The 18,963-nt window shown below is 55.8% G+C and carries 14 protein-coding genes; 6 read left to right on the top strand and 8 right to left on the bottom strand.

The features are described from left to right. Positions 1-18: 18 nt before the first annotated feature. Both ACP2AV_RS01650 and ACP2AV_RS01645 read right to left on the bottom strand, forming a co-directional pair. The gene (locus tag ACP2AV_RS01650; protein ID WP_426370911.1) at positions 19-1,500 is read right to left on the bottom strand and encodes a GumC family protein; all 1,482 of its coding nucleotides are present in this window, start codon (positions 1,498-1,500) and stop codon (positions 19-21) included. A 50-nt stretch (positions 1,501-1,550) separates the two neighbouring features. Continuing rightward, entirely contained in the window at positions 1,551-2,435 is an 885-nt protein-coding gene (locus ACP2AV_RS01645; protein ID WP_426370910.1) for an ExeA family protein, read from the bottom strand. Between the two features lie 614 nt (positions 2,436-3,049). On the opposite strand from ACP2AV_RS01645, the gene ACP2AV_RS01640 reads away from it, so the two are divergent. The 6 genes from ACP2AV_RS01640 (at position 3,050) to ACP2AV_RS01615 (ending at position 10,797) form a co-directional block, all read left to right on the top strand. Beyond that, a complete protein-coding gene (locus ACP2AV_RS01640) occupies positions 3,050-3,625 on the top strand; it encodes a sugar transferase (protein WP_426370909.1) in 576 nt (191 codons plus the stop codon). A 149-nt stretch (positions 3,626-3,774) separates the two neighbouring features. After that, positions 3,775-6,195, top strand: a complete 2,421-nt coding sequence (locus ACP2AV_RS01635; protein WP_426370908.1) for a tetratricopeptide repeat protein — start codon at positions 3,775-3,777, stop codon at positions 6,193-6,195. Between the two features lie 124 nt (positions 6,196-6,319). Continuing rightward, on the top strand, positions 6,320-6,919 hold the full coding sequence (locus tag ACP2AV_RS01630) for a polysaccharide biosynthesis/export family protein (RefSeq protein ID WP_426370907.1): 600 nt from the start codon (positions 6,320-6,322) through the stop codon (positions 6,917-6,919). Between the two features lie 97 nt (positions 6,920-7,016). Then, positions 7,017-8,288, top strand: a complete 1,272-nt coding sequence (locus tag ACP2AV_RS01625; protein WP_426370906.1) for a hypothetical protein — start codon at positions 7,017-7,019, stop codon at positions 8,286-8,288. 169 nt (positions 8,289-8,457) lie between these two features. After that, positions 8,458-10,068, top strand: a complete 1,611-nt coding sequence (gene xrtD / locus ACP2AV_RS01620; protein ID WP_426370905.1) for a VPLPA-CTERM-specific exosortase XrtD — start codon at positions 8,458-8,460, stop codon at positions 10,066-10,068. A gap of 75 nt (positions 10,069-10,143) precedes the next feature. Further along, positions 10,144-10,797 (top strand): rhomboid family intramembrane serine protease, encoded by a 654-nt coding sequence (locus tag ACP2AV_RS01615; protein WP_426370904.1) that lies wholly within the window; start codon positions 10,144-10,146, stop codon positions 10,795-10,797. On the opposite strand, the gene ACP2AV_RS01610 is transcribed toward ACP2AV_RS01615, so the two are convergent. From ACP2AV_RS01610 to rfbD, 6 genes are all read right to left on the bottom strand, one after another. Beyond that, positions 10,788-11,717, bottom strand: coding sequence for an esterase-like activity of phytase family protein (locus tag ACP2AV_RS01610; RefSeq protein WP_426370903.1), 930 nt, complete (start codon positions 11,715-11,717; stop codon positions 10,788-10,790). The genes ACP2AV_RS01615 and ACP2AV_RS01610 overlap by 10 nt on opposite strands. Positions 11,718-11,740: 23 nt before the next feature. Then, the gene (gene xrtE, locus ACP2AV_RS01605; protein WP_426370902.1) at positions 11,741-13,360 is read right to left on the bottom strand and encodes an exosortase E/protease, VPEID-CTERM system; all 1,620 of its coding nucleotides are present in this window, start codon (positions 13,358-13,360) and stop codon (positions 11,741-11,743) included. A gap of 87 nt (positions 13,361-13,447) precedes the next feature. After that, entirely contained in the window at positions 13,448-13,654 is a 207-nt protein-coding gene (locus ACP2AV_RS01600) for a hypothetical protein (RefSeq protein WP_426370901.1), read from the bottom strand. 147 nt (positions 13,655-13,801) lie between these two features. Beyond that, positions 13,802-16,687, bottom strand: a complete 2,886-nt coding sequence (locus tag ACP2AV_RS01595; protein ID WP_426370900.1) for an SdrD B-like domain-containing protein — start codon at positions 16,685-16,687, stop codon at positions 13,802-13,804. A gap of 550 nt (positions 16,688-17,237) precedes the next feature. After that, complete coding sequence (gene rfbA / locus ACP2AV_RS01590; protein ID WP_426370899.1) at positions 17,238-18,119, bottom strand: glucose-1-phosphate thymidylyltransferase RfbA; 882 nt, start codon at positions 18,117-18,119, stop codon at positions 17,238-17,240. Between the two features lies 1 nt (position 18,120). Next, the gene (gene rfbD, locus ACP2AV_RS01585) at positions 18,121-18,963 is read right to left on the bottom strand and encodes a dTDP-4-dehydrorhamnose reductase (RefSeq protein ID WP_426370898.1); all 843 of its coding nucleotides are present in this window, start codon (positions 18,961-18,963) and stop codon (positions 18,121-18,123) included.

The raw sequence follows: 18,963 nt of genomic DNA, 5'->3' as shown, positions 1-18,963 counted from the left end.
GTCTAATCCGTCGAATAATCAACCCAGGCCGACTCTGTTGATGACACGCTCAACGACAAGGTCCAGGGGGAGGTAAAAGGTATCAATCGCCCACAGGGCGGCTGGAATTCCAAACACGACCAAGCACATCGCCGCAACACGGAATGACCGGCGCATCCATTTGTGCGATGCGGTTTCCATGTAAGGAATGGCGCCGAGCGGCGTGACGCCAAGGCGCGCGACAATCTCGGCCGGTCGGCGGACTGACCTGTTCAAAAGTTCCAGTAACAAGAAAAGCCCCAGGGCGGCGGCAACACCACCAGCTATGCCACCAAACATGATCATGGGCCGGTTCGGGCTGGACGGTTTGGTTGGTACGGTTGCGTTTTCGATGACGCTGATGCGCTGGCCGCGCGAGCTCAGTTCGATGCGTTCACCCATGGCCGCAACGTTCGAACGTTGAACGACGGCATCGTATTGGGACCGCGTATTTTCAAGGTCTCGCTCGAGTCCTTCCAGAGTGATCTGGTTGGGCGCGGTGCGTGTGATGCTGTCTTGGACACGGCGCAATTCGCCCTCGGTCTCAGCAATCTCTTTTTGCAGGCTCTGGATCCGCGAGTCGATCTGAGCGACCGTCAAATCATACAGGGCGTCCTGTTGGTTGTTGCTGGATTGTGAACTGGTCGTGCCGACCTGGGCGGCCACCTGGCTTTCGAGACCTGCAATCTGTGTCTTCAAGACACGAATCTTGGGATGAGTTTCCGAATAAATCGTCAGCGACGACTGCAATTCGTCCTGCAACGCCTGAAGCCGCGCTTCGTCGGGTGAAAGGTCTCGGGAGGTTTGGGCCTGAACGCGTCCCGTCGCCTGGTACACTTCGGTGATGCGTTGTTTTTGTTCGCGCAAACTGGCGATCTCGCGCTCCATCCTCTCCAAGCGTTCCTGCAGCTGATCTTGGCGGCTGAACCGGTATTCCATAGAATCGGGAAGCGCGTCAGCGTTCTGTGCCTTGAATTCGATGATCCGCCTGTTCTGCTTGCTGAGTTCCGCTTCCAGTCGTTCGACTTCCTGTTCAAAGAACGCCAGCGCATCGACGGCGCGTCCGGTACGAATTTTGGCATTTTCGCTGAGAACAAGCGTGACGAGGTCGTTGACCACGGCTGCAACGGTCTTGGGATCGCCCCCGGAAAACCCGATCTGCATAATAGCGGCGCTGTTGCGGGGTACGTCGTAGCGAACGTAAACATCGTTGCGCATGGCCGCCAAAATTTCGTCGCCCGACATTTTTCGGATGTCTTGATAGACCTGCCGATCCTGCGCAATGTCGATCAGGTTGGCGCGCGTCAAGAGCTTTTGCTTAATGATTTCTAACGTTTGCCCATCTGAAATCTCGGTAACCGCGCTTACGTCCGAAATCTGCGGCGCTTCGACGATCAGGCGCGCTTCAGCGCTGTAGCTGGTCGGAAGCTTGATCGCCAGCGCCACCCCAATCAAAGAAAAAACAAGGAAAAGGGCCGTCATAGCAGGCAGACGGCGCAAAAAAAGTTTCCAATAAAATTTCAGGTCCAAATTCATTCTGCCGCAGCTCCACGCGGGTTCATTCCACTATCCAAATAAAGCGGAACTTCGGTTTTAGGATTCACGAAAATTCCGTCTTCTATCAGTTCTTTCACCAAGGCTGGCCCGACCGAGCGCATATCAGCCCCGGCGGCGTATACCATAGACAGATCACACAGCTTGTTCACGAGTCGCGGAACCCCATTTGTTTCGGCGTAGATCAATCGAATGGCCGATGACGAAATCTCATCCCCTGTCCCACCAACGTGACGAAGGCGATGACGTATATATTCTTCGGTCGTCTGCTCATCCATCGGATCCAGGTGATAGGCAGCGGAAACGCGTTGAGCGAACTGGCGGAGACGCGGCTGGGCGATCATATCACGCAGTTCTGGCTGCCCGACAAGGATCAGTTGCAGAAGCTCATCCTTGTTGGAATTGATATTGGTGAGCATGCGAAGCTCTTCGAGCGATTCAGCGCTCAGATTCTGAGCTTCGTCGATCACCAGCACCACGTGAAACCCTTCGGCATACCGATCGATACAGAAATCCTGCAGCATCTGATGCATCGCGACATAGTCGTCAGAAGTTCCATAGGGAATGTTCAAGGAATTGAGAACCCAGCGCAGAAGATCGCCGCGATTGCCCTGCGCATTCGAAATCAGGCCGATCACCGTGTCCTCTTCCAGGTTCTGCAAGAGCTGCTGAACCAGAGTCGTCTTGCCCGCGCCGACCTCTCCGGTCACGACGGTCAACGGCGCACGCGACATGATCCCATATTCGAGTACGGCGAATGCACGGCGATGCGGCTTGGACCAGTACAGGAAGTCAGGATCGGGCAAGAGCGTGAAAGGACGCTCTGAGAAGCCATAATACTCGGTATAGATTTCGGCGCTCACTGGCAGCCTACCTCTCGTGTTCTTTGATCATGTGTCTATCAACGACTTTGGGCGCGATGCCACCACCAATATGTGTAAGCATAGTAGAATAACGTCAGCTTTACGGCATCAATGTGATTTCACAGCTCGGTGAGCCTTTCTGGCATCTACGATTCGCCCTGTTAGGACGTATTGGTTCCCAATCCTGACCAATCCTGCCGCTTCTTGCTGCAGCGCAGCAACTGATTCCCGCCCCAACACATCCACAAGTTGATCAGACGGTCGTACGGCCAATTATTGAGCAAAATTCCCCCTCTATATTTACCGTTATTTATCAATGTATTAGCCAAATATCGACCAAATATTGGTTAATCAAACAGCAAGAACCGTTACCAAATCGTTAAATGACAACCTATACTCTGTCTGCGAGCCGTATTTTGGGCCCGCACTCTTAGGCACCTCTGCTGGTGTCCTGCTGCAACTTTGATAAGGTCGGCCGTTTTTAAGGCCGAATTACATAGATGACTTTGCATTTGACGCACTTGACAAGAGATGTCGACGTGGACGCTCTGAGCCCACGGATTTCGACACCCCCCTGCAAACCGAACTTTTACCGCCGCTTCACGAAGCGTGCTTTGGACACGCTGCTTGTTTTGATGGCCGCGCCGTTCGTCGTTCCCTTTGTTATTTGTTTCGCCATTTTGATCGCCCTTGATGGTGGGTCGCCGTTTTACTCGCAGATGCGCGTGGGCAAGGATGGCAAGCGGTTCCGTATGTGGAAGCTGCGGTCGATGGTGATGAACGCCGACCAGGAGCTTGAGGCCTATCTAGAAGCGAATCCGGTCGCGCGCCTGGAATGGGACACCTCGCAAAAGCTGAAAAACGATCCCCGAATTACGCGCATCGGGCGGTTCATTCGGAAAACCTCGATTGATGAACTGCCGCAGCTCTTTAATGTTGTGCGTGGCGATATGTCTTTGGTGGGGCCGCGTCCCATGATGGTTGATCAAGAATCCATCTACCCTGGCGTGAACTACAAGCACCTGCGCCCTGGCATCACCGGCAACTGGCAGATTTCGGATCGCAATGAATGCACTTTCCGTGATCGCGCGCTGTTTGATGACGCGTACCATCGCGATCTGTCCTTTCTGACGGACGTGTCAATCCTGGCCCGCACGATTGGCGTTGTACTGCGCGGAACAGGATATTGATCAAAGGCGGGGCCTTGTTCACCGCACATTGAAGTCCAATGGTTGTCGGCCACCCACACGCTGGGTGGCCGTTTTTATTTGAAACCGCTACAAACCTGAGCAAGCTGGGTTATACACCTTGGCGATAGCTAGAATTCACGAGGTACGTTTTGATTGCCAACTCGATAGTCCGCTGGGCCGCGATTGCCGCTCTTTCCTTTTCCCTTGCCGCGTGTAAATCGTCAGAGGAACGGGCCCAAGAACATTACGAAAGTGGCGTCGCCCTGCTCGAGGGTGGTGAAACGGAAAAAGCGCTGGTCGAGTTCAGGAACGTCTTTAACCTCGACCCACTGCACCGCGAGGCGCGGACCACATACGCACGTATCGTTCGCGACCAAGGCAACACGCGCGAGGCATTCGGACAATATCTTCGTCTGATCGAACAGTACCCAGAAGATGTGGAAGGCCGCATCGCACTGTCAGAAATGGCTTTCCTGACGGGCAATTGGGATGAATTCGATCGCCATTCCGAAAAGGTCCAGGAACTGGCCGGCGATGACCCGCGGGTGAAAGCGATCGCAACAACGGCGCGCTTCCGCCAGGCAGCCATTGCCAAGGACCGGCCCACCATGCAGGCTGCCGTTTCGGACGCGGCCGCCTTGGCAGAGGATTTGCCCGATAACCCGCTGCTGCGCCGCGTTTTGATAGAGGGATATCTTCGCGATCAAAAGTTTGCCGACGCGTTGGCCCAATTGGACCTGGCGATCGAAGGTGAAGGCGACAAGAAGGTTTTCCACCTGCAAAAGCTTGCAGTCCTGACGCAACTTGCAGACTTCCCGGCAGTTGAAACGCAACTGCGAACCATGATCGACATTTTCCCAGAAGATGAAGCGCTCAAACGTCAGTTGATTCGATTTTACATGGCCCGGCAGGAGCCGGAAAAGGTCGAGGATTTCTTGCGTACGATTGCAGATCCCACCGCCGAAGATCCTGCATATTACTTGATGCTGGTCCAGTTCTTGCGTCAACAGAGCGGCTCTGACGCCGCTTTGGCGGAAATCACGCGCAGCTTGGAATCCGGTGCCGATCCCGTTCTTATGCGAAGCCTGCGCGCTGGCATTCAGTTCGAGCAAGGCAAGCGCGATGTGGCTATCGCTGAACTGGAAGATATCCTTGCTACGGCCGAGCCCGAGCAAGATCTCTCGCGCGTGCGTGTCGCGCTGGCCCGCATGCTGATATCGATGGGCAACGAAGTTGGTGCCCGACGGTTGGTCGAAGAGGTTCTGGCCGAATTTCCCAACCAGACCGAAGCGCTGAAGATGCAAGCAGCATGGCAGATCGACGCCGACCAGACCGACCAGGCGATTTCGACGCTCAGAACTGTGTTGGATAATTCACCCGAGGATGTCGGTGCAATGACCTTGATGGCCCAGGCATACACCCGGGCGGGGAACCAGGATCTGGCCCGGGACTTTCTGTCCTTGGCTGTCGAACAGTCCGGCAATGCCCCCGAAGAAAGCATCCGCTACGCGCGTGGGTTGATACGCGAGGAAAGTTATCTTCCTGCCGAATCGACGCTGATTTCTTCGCTACGTGCGAACCCGAACAATGTTTCTGTGCTCAATGAACTTGGGCGGCTTTATCTGGCGATGGATGATATCAGCCGTGCGCAACAGATCGTGGATACGCTGCGCCGCGTCGGCACAGAACAAGCGCAGGGCAATGCCCGCACCTTGGAAGTTCAATTGCTGGCAAAACAGGAAGGGCCCGACAGCGCGTTGGAGTATCTGTCTGAATTGGCCCAAGAAGACGGCAATTCAGCAGCCAAGATCGCAGTTGTGCGTGCGCTACTGAGTGCTGGAAAAGTGGAAGATGCCTTGGCGTCCGCTGAATCAGCGCTTGCGGAAGATCCCGAAAATCCGTCGCTGAGGTTCATGCTCTATGCCACGCAAGCGGCTGCGGGTGACATTCCAAGCGCAATCGAAGGATACAAACAGCTGGTGAAAGAAGATCCTGCGCGGGATCGCGTCTGGATCGCTTTGGCACGTGCATACGCCGCGACAGAGCAGACCGAATTGTCAAACAAGGCGATTTCGGACGGGATCGCTGCCAATCCGGCTTCGCCAAACCTGCTTTGGGCCAAAGCGACCATCCTTGAACGGTCCGGCGACATAGATGGCGCGATTGCTGTCTATGAAGACATGTATGCCGAAAATTCCAATTCGCCGGTGATTGCGAACAACCTTGCCAGTTTGCTGTCCAACCACCGGGACGATCCGGAAAGCTTGGAGCGCGCCTATAATGCGGCCAAACGCCTGCGCAACACCACCGTTCCGCCATTTCAGGATACTTTCGGTTGGATCCTGTTCAAACGCGGCGAATTTGAAGAGGCGTTGACCTATCTGGAACCTGCGGCCAAAGCGCTGTCCACGGATCCAATCGTTCAGTACCATTTGGCAAAGACATACCAGGCGCTTGAGAATACCGAATCCGCGAAAGCCGCTTTCGAAGCAGTGCTTGAAGCAACAGGCGAGCTGGACACGCGGCCCGAAATCGAAGAAGCGCGGCAATTCCTGCGCGACGCCGAGTGACGTTCCTACCGTGGCGTAACTGGCACAATTTGTGCGCAGTTGGGTGACGGAACGCGCAAGTAGTTTATTTTTGCCCCATACTTGGGCATTTGTAGTTTGAAACCGCTATTTGAAGGTGCCTGTTATGAGAACTCTTGTCCTGGCTGTCTTGGCGATCCTGACCGCAACCTCGCTTTTTGCGCAGAGTTCGTATCGTATCAAATCGGGTGACAACCTGCGGGTTGAAGTGCTCGAAGATCCATCTCTCAATCGCGACGTTCTGGTACTTCCCGATGGTCGCTTCAGCTTTCCGTTCGCTGGCACGGTGAACGCAGGCGGCCAAACGATTGAGCAAGTGCAAAGCTCGGTCGCGTCGGCTATTGCATCGAATTTTGCCACGCCACCGAACGTGTTTGTGTCGGTAAAAGATCTTCGGGCCGCGTCGCGGTCGTCATCCGGGCCGGCTACGATCGACGTGCATTTCCTGGGTGAAGTCGGCGTACCGGGCAAAAAGGACCTGCCGCGCGGAACGACCCTGCTGCAAGCGCTTGCTGAATCCGGTGGGTTCACGAAATTTGCCGCCCAAAAGCGCATTCAGCTGCGTCGAACGGATTCGCGCAGCGGCAAACCCGTTGCGTTCAACTTCAATTACAAAGCCGTTGCGAATGGCGCCGAATTGCTGAGTGACATCGTTTTGCAAGATGGCGATGTAATTTTGGTTCCCGAACGCAGGCTGTTCGAGTGACAAGATGACGGTGGGGCAAAAGATCAAAATTTCGGCCGGGCTTGCGGTGGCGAGCTCGGCTTTGTTTTCAGCTGCATCTGCTCAGGATTCTGGCGGTGTGATCAGTCAGTTCTTCATTGGACAGTCTATCGTTGCATCTGACAATCTGGATTTCGACAGCGCAGAACGATCGGGACTCGAGGCTGTGACGCAGCTCGGGGTCTCCTATGCCACGGAAACACGTGCGTCGCGGTTCAGTTTCGATGCAGATGGATCGATCTCGGCTGAAACAGACGAAGCGGTCGATGTCGTCAACCCTAGCGTATCTTTTGCGTATTCAACCGGATCGCGAAACACATCGTTGGAGTTTTCGGGGTCCTACCTGCAAGACGACGTGGAATCGCTAGGATACCTCAGCACGCTGACAGACACCGGCGATTTGGACCTGCGCGAAGTTGTTTTGGGAACCGGCACGCGATCGGACGTCAGGTTGAGGTTTGGTGTTGAAACGGGTCTGTCCGCTCCGTTCGGCATGTCGTTTCGCGGGTCATACACCCAACGCGACTATTCCAATACGACGGACCCGTCGCTTAGTGACTACGAACGGGCATCGGCGACCGTCACAGCGCGTTTCGATCTGAACCCGACGACGCGTTTGCAGGTCGCTTTGGATGGATCCAGGTACGATGTGGACAACGCCGCCGACACCTTGCGCGAGACGACACGACTTTCATCTGTGCTTACCACCGACATCCGGCCGGATCTGAGCGCCTCGGCTTTCGTAGACTATCAGTGGAACGATGTGTCCGGCGTAGTCGATACGGAAACAGAGGGATTCGGGTTCGGTGGCGGCCTTGAGCTTGCACGGGTGAATGGGACCGTTTCGCTGGATTTTTCCAGCGAAGTCGAAACGACCGGACGGCAGTATCTTTTGTCGGCTGGTCGCGCGTTTGATCTGCAACGTGGCCAGGCAGGGTTCTCGATCGGGGTGGTCAAACCCGATGATGAAGATTGGCAGCCGCTGTATTCCGCCAACTATCTGGTCGAAACACCCCGCGGCGGGCTAGAGTTCCGGCTGTTTCAATCCAGTTCCGTCAACGATCTGAACCAAGACCTGATCAACACCGCAGCCACTGCGAAATATACCCAAGACATCAATTCCGTATCGCGATGGAATACCAGCTTGAACTTCGCTCAGACCGACACGCTCACATCATCGAGCACGGCGCAGCGGATGGATATCGGTTTGGAATATCGTCGTGAACTGGCCCAGGAGTGGGATGTTGTGGTTGGGTATCGCCATGCGCTTTCCAAACCAGCTTCGGGCCCGGACGTGGACGAAAATTCCGTGTCTTTGTCTATCCAGAAAACGTTCGACTGGCGCCACTGAACAATCCAGCTTCGGGTGGCCCAGCGTCCAAACCCTGAAAACAATCTGATCAGAGTTCTGTGAGCAATGGCTTGGATGGTGCGTTTTTTCTGAATCACTATGCCGAATCCTGTTAGGATCGGTCCCAAATTTGTTTTATTGATCTTTTGGCTGTCCCCGGAAATTGTTCATGTCTTTCACTGACCAAGCTTATGCCCCTCAAACCGCGCGGCGCGCACTAAACCCGCTGGGGTTCGGGTGGTTCGTACTTTTGATCGTGTCGGCCATTCCGATATTCTGGATCGGTCTCAAATCGTTGGGCAGCGCTTGGGCAACCCCCGAATACAGTCACGGGCCGTTGATCCCGCTGATTTCCCTGTACCTGTTTCTGCGCGAGCTTCGTAACTCACAACCGCCGAACGAAACGGTTACCGATCGTTGGCCCGGCATCATCGTCATCGGCCTGGCGCTGGCAATCGGTATTCTGGGCAACGTGGTGCGCATCCCGGATATCAACACCTATGCGTTGATCATCTGGGTTGCCGGTGTCGTATTGACCATCTTTGGTTGGGACCGGGGCAAGCATCACCAACTGCCAGTGTTCCATCTGGTCTTCATGCTGCCCCTGCCCCAGTTCATCTACTGGAAATTCACCGTTTTCCTGCAAGGTGTGTCGTCAGTTCTGGGGGTGTGGTTCATCAAACTGGCCGGAATTCCGGTGTTTCTGGATGGCAACATCATCGACCTTGGTGTTTATCAATTGCAGGTGGCAGAAGCTTGTTCCGGATTGCGATACCTGTTCCCCATTCTGAGCTTTTCTTACCTGTTCGCCATCCTTTACCGCGGACCCATGTGGCACAAGGCTGTTCTGTTGCTCGCGGCGGCGCCGCTGACAGTCTTCATGAATTCGTTCCGTATCGGGATGATCGGCGTTCTGGTGAATTCCTACGGCATCGAACAAGCCGAAGGGTTCCTGCACTTTTTCGAAGGGTGGGTCATCTTTGGCTTCTGCGTCGGCATCCTGTTTTTGATGGCCATAGCCTTGCAGCGTCTGACGCCAAACCCGCTGCCTTTGTCCGAAGCGATCGACCTGGACTTCAACGGTCTGGGCGGTGTGTTCCAACGCGTTTGGGGTATCCGCTTGTCAGCCGCGTTGATTGCAGCAACGCTCTTGACGGCAATGGTGACGGCGGCTTGGGTTCTCATTCAACCGGAACCGAAACCTCCGGTTGAGCGGGATAGTTTTGCGATCTTTCCCCGCGTCATGGACGATTGGTCCGGGTTGCAAAACCGCCTGGACCCCGCCGTGGAAAAAACGCTGGGTGCTGATGACTACATCGACGGACATTTCCGTTCGAGTCAGGAAAAAGCCACGGTCAATTTCTTTTCGGCATTCTATCACAAACAGACCGAAGGGTCCGGCATCCATTCACCTGAGGTCTGTTTGCCCGTCGGTGGCTGGGAAGTTTATTCCATTGGGCAGCGCGAGCTGAGCTTTCCCGAAACATCTTATGGGACCTTCAACGTCAACAAAGCCGTAATCCAGAAAGGCGTCAGCAAACAACTGGTCTATTACTGGTTCGAGCAACGTGGCAGCCGATACACCAATGACTTCATGGCCAAACTATCGGTTGTTTCGGATAGCCTCTTGGACGGACGGACTGATGGCGCACTGGTGCGGTTTACGACCCCGATTGTGGGCGACGAAACGGAAGAACAGGCAGGTGCAAGAATTGAACGCATGATGGCGCAGGTCCTTGCGCGTCTGCCGCGTTTCATTCCAACGGAAACTGTCGAGTAGGCCCTGTTCAATACACGTAAACCGCGTCATCTTGCGCGAATGCAGGCACGCACAGATCCGAATAACGAACCGGGAATGGGACAACTTTGGCCACTCGTCCTGTTGGCTGTGGTCTGTGTCGCCATTGAATGCGTTTTGACTGCCGCGGATTGGGGGTTTCTGGAAGCTCCCAGTCTACGGCGCCGGGTGGTCGAAAACTTCGGGTTCTGGCCGGGGCTTTTGCGGGGTTGGACGCCGAACTATGACACCCAGCCCTACCTGATGTTTTTCAGCTATTCGTTCTTGCACGGTGGTTTGTGGCATCTTGCCGTGAACATGATCACCCTGTGGTCGCTTGGCCGGGCCGTGATCGCACGGGTGAGCCCTGTCGGGTTCGCGCTGGTCTATGCAGCTTCAACGCTGGGCGGCGCGGTGTTCTTCGGAGTTCTGGCGCCGACTTTACAGCCCATGGTCGGGGCGTCAGGCGCACTGTTCGGCCTTGCCGGCGCCGTACTGGCCTGGAATTACGTTGACCGGTATTCTGGCCGTCAGCGGCTTTGGCCGGTCGCGCGCGCTGTGATCATGTTGATCGCATTGAATGTGGTACTTTGGTGGGCGATGGCCGGTCAACTGGCCTGGGAAACACATCTGGGTGGTTTCGTGGCCGGGTGGTTCATGGCCATGTTGGTTGACCCACGGGGCCAGGATCTGGCGCCCCCACCGGATCAGAATTGGCAGGATCAGGATTGACCGCGACATTTACCCGGCGAGACTTCGAATTCAATCATTCGGGTTGGGGTGAACGGCAAGAAACCGTCGTCGGTAACCACCGTCATCGTGATTGTTCTACCGTTCGTCCAGACCGACAGGCCTTCGGCATTCCCCATGCGCGCCGTCGCGCTTTCGTACAGAAACTCAGCGTTCCAGTTGGCTGCATTCAACCAATTCCCATCTGCTGGCCAATAGCGGGTAAAGCGGAACCGGAAACCCGCTCCGACCCTGAACGAGCGCTCTAACGTATAAAGACATTCGTCCGGCCCCAGGTCCGAACCTGTATGCAAATAGCCATCGGATCGGGGCACAGAAAACGGAGCGGACAGTTCAGAACCATCAAGAACGAAAGCGGTGGCGGACCCAAACTTTTTTGGTTCTTCGACAATGAAAAGCAGTCGTCCGTCCGGCAAGGTTGCAAGGCTTTCAAACGCACCATTCCCGAAATAGTCCTGAAATTCCGCCCAGTGATGAAGTGTAATTGACGGTGCATCTATCGCTTCGCGGGTCCGGATCCTTGCATAGCCTTCATAGGCAAGTGCCAACCCGCCGTCTTGCATTCGCGACAGACCTTCAAGATCGGTCAGAAAATTGGTTTCGGGTTCGCCCTCGGTCGGTGCTCGAATTTCAACTTCGCGCTCGACCGCGATGCTCTCGATCCCGCCGTCGGATCTGGCGATCGACCCTTGGAAAATCGTCCCGCGATCACTTGCTGCGACTATCGATTTGCCCGCGTCTTCTACAATGACTGCGGAAAGGCCACCGAACCTATCGCTTGGATGATCCCAGATCCAAACCGACGGGCCGTGCTTGATTGCGATGCCCTTTGTTTCGGTCTGTATTGCGGAGTTTGCGATTCTGACGCCTGTAATACCCAGCGCCGTGAGAAACCCAATCAAGGCGGCCCATGCAACGGCCCTGCTTACAAGATGTGCCAAGCGCCCGTGACCAATGCAAAGAGAGCGATGACAGAATTTGCCACGGCGTGCGAAAGGATTGAATCAACGACGTTTCTGGAACGGATGTACAAAAGCCCGAATATCACGCCCGCCAAGAGCGCTTCCAGCCAACGTCCGTGCAGCAGCGCGAACAGGCCACTACTCACGCCGACAGCCAATACCACCCGCCACCACACTACTGGCCCATCGCCGTTTTGATCAAACCCGGCAATCCGGCCAAGGATGTAGCTGCGAAACATCAATTCTTCGATTATCGGAACAAGAATGGCGGTTCCGATGATACGTGTGATGACCCAAATGATCAGGGCAATGCCTGTCAGGGATCCGAACGGCACATCGCCGGTGTCGCTGGCAGTCACAATCCACCCGACACCGATCAGCACCCCGGTGGCGACAGCCAGAAAATCCAGGCGCCAGTTCAATGTCTTTAGATAGGGCCAGAACAGGTAAAGCCCCGTCGCGGTGACCAGAACGCGCAACGGGTATAGAACCGTTGGTGTTTGTGAGAATGTTGAAGCCAGTAGCGCCGAGGCCATAAAGATGATGAACGGAAATACCTGCGCCACGACCGGGTCAGAGAAAAATGGCGGCGGGGCCCCATGGGACTGGCGTGCAACCTTCGTGTTGCGAAACAAGGGAACCGCACGGCTGGTGAAAATCAACCCGAGCGCCAGCAAGGTAAACGCAAGCCACCCGGCGTGGCTGTGAAAGCCGCCAATCGCAAGCTCGGGCGACCCCGCCGCCCCAATCGACAGCAGCGCCGAAATTCGTAAGACGTTGAACAGCCAGCTGACTACGATCCCAATCGGGTAAAGTAGCAGAACATAGGGAAACCGCAGGTCTTTGCGGAACAGCAAAAGATAAACTGTCACGAAGACAGTGATCAGCGCGAAACCTTCAACACCCGAGCATTGGGCGCCAACGGCGACATAAAATTCGTTTGTTCCGATGATTTTCTCATCGGGGATCGTCTCAATGGAATACCCGAGCGCGCGCAGGGTCGCGGCGACGGCAGCGAACGTCGCTTCGGTCACGCCATCGATCTGCCAAAGTGGCATGATTGCATCGGCAATTTCTGGAAGCGCCAGGCCCGCCAAAATCAACACAGCCAAGACCGCGCCATGATCGCGAAGCAACCCGCGCCAGCCGCTCCACGGTGCCAGTAACAAGCAGATCCCAAGCACGGCGAGAAGCCCGCCCACGACCCAAGTGATCGCAGCCACGACGACCACAGCAGGGGCGCTCGCATCGGACACGAAAAGCCATGGCAGCAGGATCAACACCAGCCCGGTCAGATTGAGACCAACGGCGGCCAGAGTGGCGCGCGATGTTTGCAGCAGGCGGGAAATCACGTCTTTGCGCGCAAAGGCAAACAATGCCAACGCCGCAATGACACCCAATGCTCGTGGCACAATTCGCCCCGCAAAGGCACAGAAGCTTTCGGGCGCAGATGCACGGCAAGTGAATTCGAAATTGTGCTGGTAGACAGCGCTGAGCACGAGCAGTTCAACCAGAACCAGCGCCAGAACCTTGCCTATCACAAGCATCGGGGCAGGAGTTTTCATCGGGGATGCAACTGACATGTGACAGGCTTAATCTGAAATTCGTTCAAAACAAATAAAAGGCCCCGCCCAATTCGTAGGCGGGGCCGAATCTTTTAGATGCTCGTCTTAGACAGCAGCGCGGCGGCGCTCCCAGATCAGAGCAACAGCAGCAGCCAGAACGGCAACGGCCGCAACGCCAGCATAGGCGTTGATTTCCGGAACTGAAGCAGGCGCACATCCGGCCGGGCCGGTGCAGCCGCCTGCGGCGAACGCAGTGTTAGCGGCCGAAACAGCGGCGGCAGTCAATGCAGTGCCAAAGAAAAACTTTTTCATTGCAATGTTTCCTTTACTTGATGGGTGTCCAAGTGACCCATCTGTTCGATATTGACGAGCCGAAATTTGCCCGCCTATGCCGTTACTCTTGGACCTGTAACGACATCACGCCTTGGCGGGCACTTAAGCCCGCCAAGATAAGTTGAATTAGCACCCGCAGATGAGTGCCAAGTCGTCCCAATCGACACCGATGATGAACGGCTGGATGTCGCCAGCAGCCTCGGCTTCGGCGGTCGGGTCAAGAACGATCCCAACGATGTCACCTTCACCCGGCACAAAGCCTTCAGCATCGACCGCCGCCAAGACCATATCGTAGATCTCTTCGGCGTTTTCCTGTGTGCCTGTGCCTTGGCTTTCGTTCACGAATACGATGTCGTCAGTCAGACCCCAGATAGCGCCCTGAATTTCAGCTTCGGTATAGGTTTCACCCGTGCCATCGCCGTTGTCCATTGCGCTGAAGTCTTGGTTCAGCAACCAGTTGACCATATCCAGGTTTTCCGGTGCGCCAATCAGACCCGCCGGGATGCTGTCTTCGTCAGCCAGATACATTTCGAACGGGACATCCGTGTCTGTCGAAAGGGGTTCGTATGCCGCGATACAGTACGCAACGTCGAAAGAAATTCCGTCGAAGCGAACATCTCCGGTCCCATCAAGCGTAGCGGTGTAGAAATCGCCATCGGAAGACAGATCCAGCGACACGGTGAATTCGCCTGCCGTCGGCAAGCTGGCTTCGATCGTATCGATGGTGTTCTTGGCGCCGCAGATCGTGACGTCAACCATTGCGGTGGATGTGTCACCCGAACCATCCGTGATGGTGTAGGAGAAGCTGTCCGAAGCGCTGGTACCGATCAGCAGATCCTCTGCCGTGATACCACCGTATGTCGCACCGGCGCTGTCATACGAGACAGAGCCGTCGCGACCTACCGTGACCACACCACCCGATGCCAAGGTAACGGTATCGCCGGCGGCAACTACAGTGCCTTCGATCGTCGTCACGGTCAGGCCATTGCCTTCTGCGTCAACATCGTTGTCCAGCAGGACAATGTCGACCGCTTCAGTGGCGCAAACCCTACCCGCATCGTCGTTGGCGGTCGGGGCGGGTTCGGCCACTACACCAGCGTCGATGGTCAGGTTTTCTTCGCCTACAGCCAGTGTGACCGGGCCGGTCAGACCGGTCACCATGTCGGCGTCGCTGTCCAGGGCATCGTCGCCCGCGTTGGCTGCGGTGAACAGGTAGTCGTCGTTCAGTTCGAACCCGACAACGTAAGTGCCTGCGGCCAGACCGGCGAAGGAATAGGCGCCGCCGCCTGCGGTGGTCGTCGACCCAAGTTCGGTTGTGCCGGTAGCGTCGTACAGTTTGACGGAAACGCCATCAACTCCGGCTTCGCCCGCATCCTGCAGTCCGTTGCCATTGGCGTCCAGGAACACAGTATCGCCAAGCGAAGCCGTGCCCGGATCCGCAACACCAGCATCGACATCCGTAGTCTTTTCACCAGCAACGACGGTCACGGTTTCTGTCGACCCGTCGGCGTTCGCATCGCTGTCGATGGTGTCGTCGCTGCCCGCGTCCTTGGCGACCAGAACTTTTCCATCCACTTCAGTGGGGAACACGACGGTGTAATCGCCTGGGACCAAACCGGTGAACGCGTAGGACCCATCAACATCGGTCACAGCGGTCGCCACTTCGTTGCCGTCGATGTCGAGCAAGGTAACGGTCACGCCGCCAATGCCCATTTCGGCTTCGCCGACATCCAGGTTGTCACCGTCGCTGTCCAGGAACAGACGTCCTTCGATGGCGCCCGGCTTGGGTGCTTCGTCGTTGCAGATTGTGATCTTGTCGATGCGGGCGTATTCGCCGCAGTCACCGCGACCACTCAAAGTGATTACGTCGCCCTTGCTCAGGTCCAGATTCTCGATGGTGTAATCCGAGAATGTCGAACCTGCGCCGCCGTTGCCATCATCGTTCTGATTCAGGCGGATCTTGTCGACGAAGCAGCCGTTCACGAAAATATCGATGAATCCCTTGCCGTCGCTCTCGTCCATATAGGTCACGGTCAGGTCAAATTCGCCATCATCGCCGGCCCATGTAGTGGACGCATGCCCTTTGAACGAGGTCAGCTTGATGTCTTCGCCGCCCGAAGCGTTGTCGCGGCATTCAACCCGGTAGTTGCACAGCGACATGTCTTCGGCTTCGATAACGGTGCACGAACCGCCGCCAGTGTTTTCGTCTACATCGTCGACACAAACGGTCAGGGCTTTGATCTCGTCGCCACCGTTGCCGTCTGACACTTTGACCTTCACGTCATAAGTGTTGTCGTTGCAGTAGTCCTGAGGGTCTTCAAAATCGGGCGCCGACTTGAACGTCAGTTCGCCGGTCGCAGCGTCGATTTCGAAGAACTTGGCATCTTTGCCGCCAACGATTTCATAGCACACTGCATCGCCGTCATCGTCGCTGGCGTTCAGGTCGATAACGAAAGCGGTATTCTCATCGACGCAGATGATTCCATCGGCGGGAACGTTTGTGAAGGTCGGCGGCGTGTTCGCCGGGGCCTTGTCGCCTGCGCCGAGGCACGAGTAGTCGATATATTTGCCGTCAGCGTCGCATGTTTTGACCACGGTCAGTTCGGCACCTGCAGGCGGAACAGCACCGTAGAAAGTGAAATAGTCGTCACCTGCGCCGGGGGCGTTGTGGCATTCGACTTCAATTTCGATCATGTAATAGGAGTTGCCGTCCTGATCCTTCAGGATGTGGTAGCTTTCGGCATACATCTGGCTGCCAACGGCGTGACCATCGATATACGTCTTCTGGCCGGTCTTGTCCGAGGCTGTGTCGTTCCAAAACCCCTCACCCGACAGGGCGCGATCATTGTCATAGGTCGACATGCAGACGGACGCGCCGCCAGGCATCGTAAACGTGTCACCGCACCCGATCGACAACCCGAAGGCTCCGGCACCGAGAAAATCGGCCTCTGTATATGCAGTCCATTCGTATTTTTTGTAGTCGTACGAGAATTTCGACGCGAAATAGGTCATTAAAGTCCCCCAACAGAATATTCCGACCAGTGGGTCGGACAGGAAAATTCACATGCGCAGCCGCGAACGGCATGCATAAATTTTTTTGCATTGCTACTGTTTGCCAAGGACCCAACACCCGCTTTGCAGCGCGATTTGGTCATATAGGTCTGAGTGAGAGATTAGCCGCTCTGAAGGCGGCTCAGCCTTCGGTTTGTGTACCTAATATCACTCTTCACTCTATGAATATCTCAACAAAGCAGCAGTAGAAACAATTACGTTATTTGCACACTCAGTTAAGCGGCGCCAGTGTGATTCGGTCAAGAAATTAACGAAGGGTTAACAAAACTGTCTTAGTTTGGGGGACAATAAGGCGTTTTTCTGGCTTGTCATTTCAACACATTGGCTCAAAACGATTTTTTCGCCTTAGACTTGAATCGAAAATTCTCATTAGTGCGGCGGATACATGGCTGGAAATGTCAGATTTGACGACAAACAGCCAAGTTTCCCCGCACGCGCGCGACCTTGGCCCGCAGCATATTTGCGTTAGCCTGTCGGCCGAAACGTGCGGTTATTCGCCTGTTTCCTTAATCAGCTGCAGCAAGTACGCGCCATAGTTGTTCTTGCCGAATTTTTTGGCACGGGCGCGCAACCCGTCTGCGTCAATCCAGCCCTGTGCAAATGCGATTTCATCCGGACTTCCCGTCTGCAGACCCTGCCGTTCCTGCAAGGTCCGAACGAAGTTTCCGGCATCCAGCAATGACGCGTGGGTCCCCGTATCGAGCCAAGCGTAACCACGCCCCATCCGTTCGACCGACAGCTTGCCATCGGTCAGGTACATTTCGAGCAATGTCGTGATCTCTAGCTCACCACGCGCAGATGGCTTGACTGCGGCTGCGCGTTCGGGCGCGGTCCCGTCCAAAAAATACAGCCCTGTGACGGCATAGTTTGATGGCGGCACTTCGGGTTTCTCGATGATGCTGCGGACTGTTTCGCCGTCGAAATCGACGACACCGTAGCGTTCGGGGTCGGCCACACGATAGCCAAAGACAGTTCCGCCTTCGGTTTTGGCATCTGCGCTCGCCAGGATCTCGGGCAAGCCGTGTCCGAAAAAGATGTTGTCCCCCAGCACCATCGCCGATGGTGCGCCGTCCAGGAAATCCTGGGCCAGAAGGTACGCCTGGGCAAGCCCATCCGGCGACGGCTGTTTGATAAACGTGAAGGACAGCCCCCATTGGCTGCCATCACCTATGAGGCGCTTGAACTGCTCTTGGTCTTCTGGCGTTGTGATAATCGCGATTTCACGGATTCCCGCCAACATCAGAACCGAAAGCGGGTAGTAGATCATCGGTTTGTCGTAGAGCGGCAGCAACTGCTTGGACACACCCATTGTGATCGGATAGAGGCGCGTGCCAGAGCCGCCGGCCAAAATGATGCCTTTGCGTTGGGTCATGTCAAAGCTCCTTCAATACATCGGCGACCGCTGCTCGCCAATCGGGACGTTCGATGCCGAACGCTCGTTTGGTCGCGCTGCAATCCAGCCTGGAATTCAGTGGTCGTTTCGCCGGCGTCGGGTAATCGGCAGTTGCAATATCCGTGACATCAACACTGCGCCCGGCTTGTTGGAAAATATTGCGCGCAAAATCCGCCCAACTTGCATCGGGGGCGCCGGAATAGTGATAGATACCGGCAGCCTCGGGTTGATCGGCCAACGATTGTGCAATTGTAGCGCAGGCTCTGGCGATCCCCGCCGCCGGGGTTGGTCCGCCGATCTGATCGCCGACAATCGTCAAAGCGTCGCGCGTGTCCGCCAGTCGCAACATCGTCTTGACGAAGTTGTTGCCAAATGCGGAAAACACCCACGACGTCCGCAAAATCGCGTAGGTGCCAGCAGCGGCTTGGGTTTGTTCTTCGCCCAAGAGCTTTGAGCGACCGTAGGCATTTTGCGGCGCGACCGGATCAAGCGGCGACCAAGGTTTTGTGCCGGTTCCCTCGAACACGTAGTCGGTCGAGATATGGACGAAAGGGATGCCCTTCTTCGCAGACGCGTTCGCCATACTGCCAACCGCATCGCCGTTGATGATGTTGGCCAACGATTCCTCGTCCTCGGCTTTGTCGACGGCCGTGTAGGCCGCAGCATTGATGACCGCATCCGCGTCTGTGCTGCGGATCAGTCCTGCGCACTGGTCTGGGTTGGACAGGTCAGCGATATCTCTGCCGGCAAATTCAAACTGCCCGTCCAATCGCGCCAATTCTTGCGCGACCTGCCCCGTTTTTCCAAAGATCAGGACTTTCAT

The organism is Aliiroseovarius sp. PTFE2010, assembly GCF_049943335.1.
GTDB lineage: Bacteria > Pseudomonadota > Alphaproteobacteria > Rhodobacterales > Rhodobacteraceae > JBNFVY01.
This window is presented reverse-complemented; position numbering and strand designations above follow the sequence as displayed.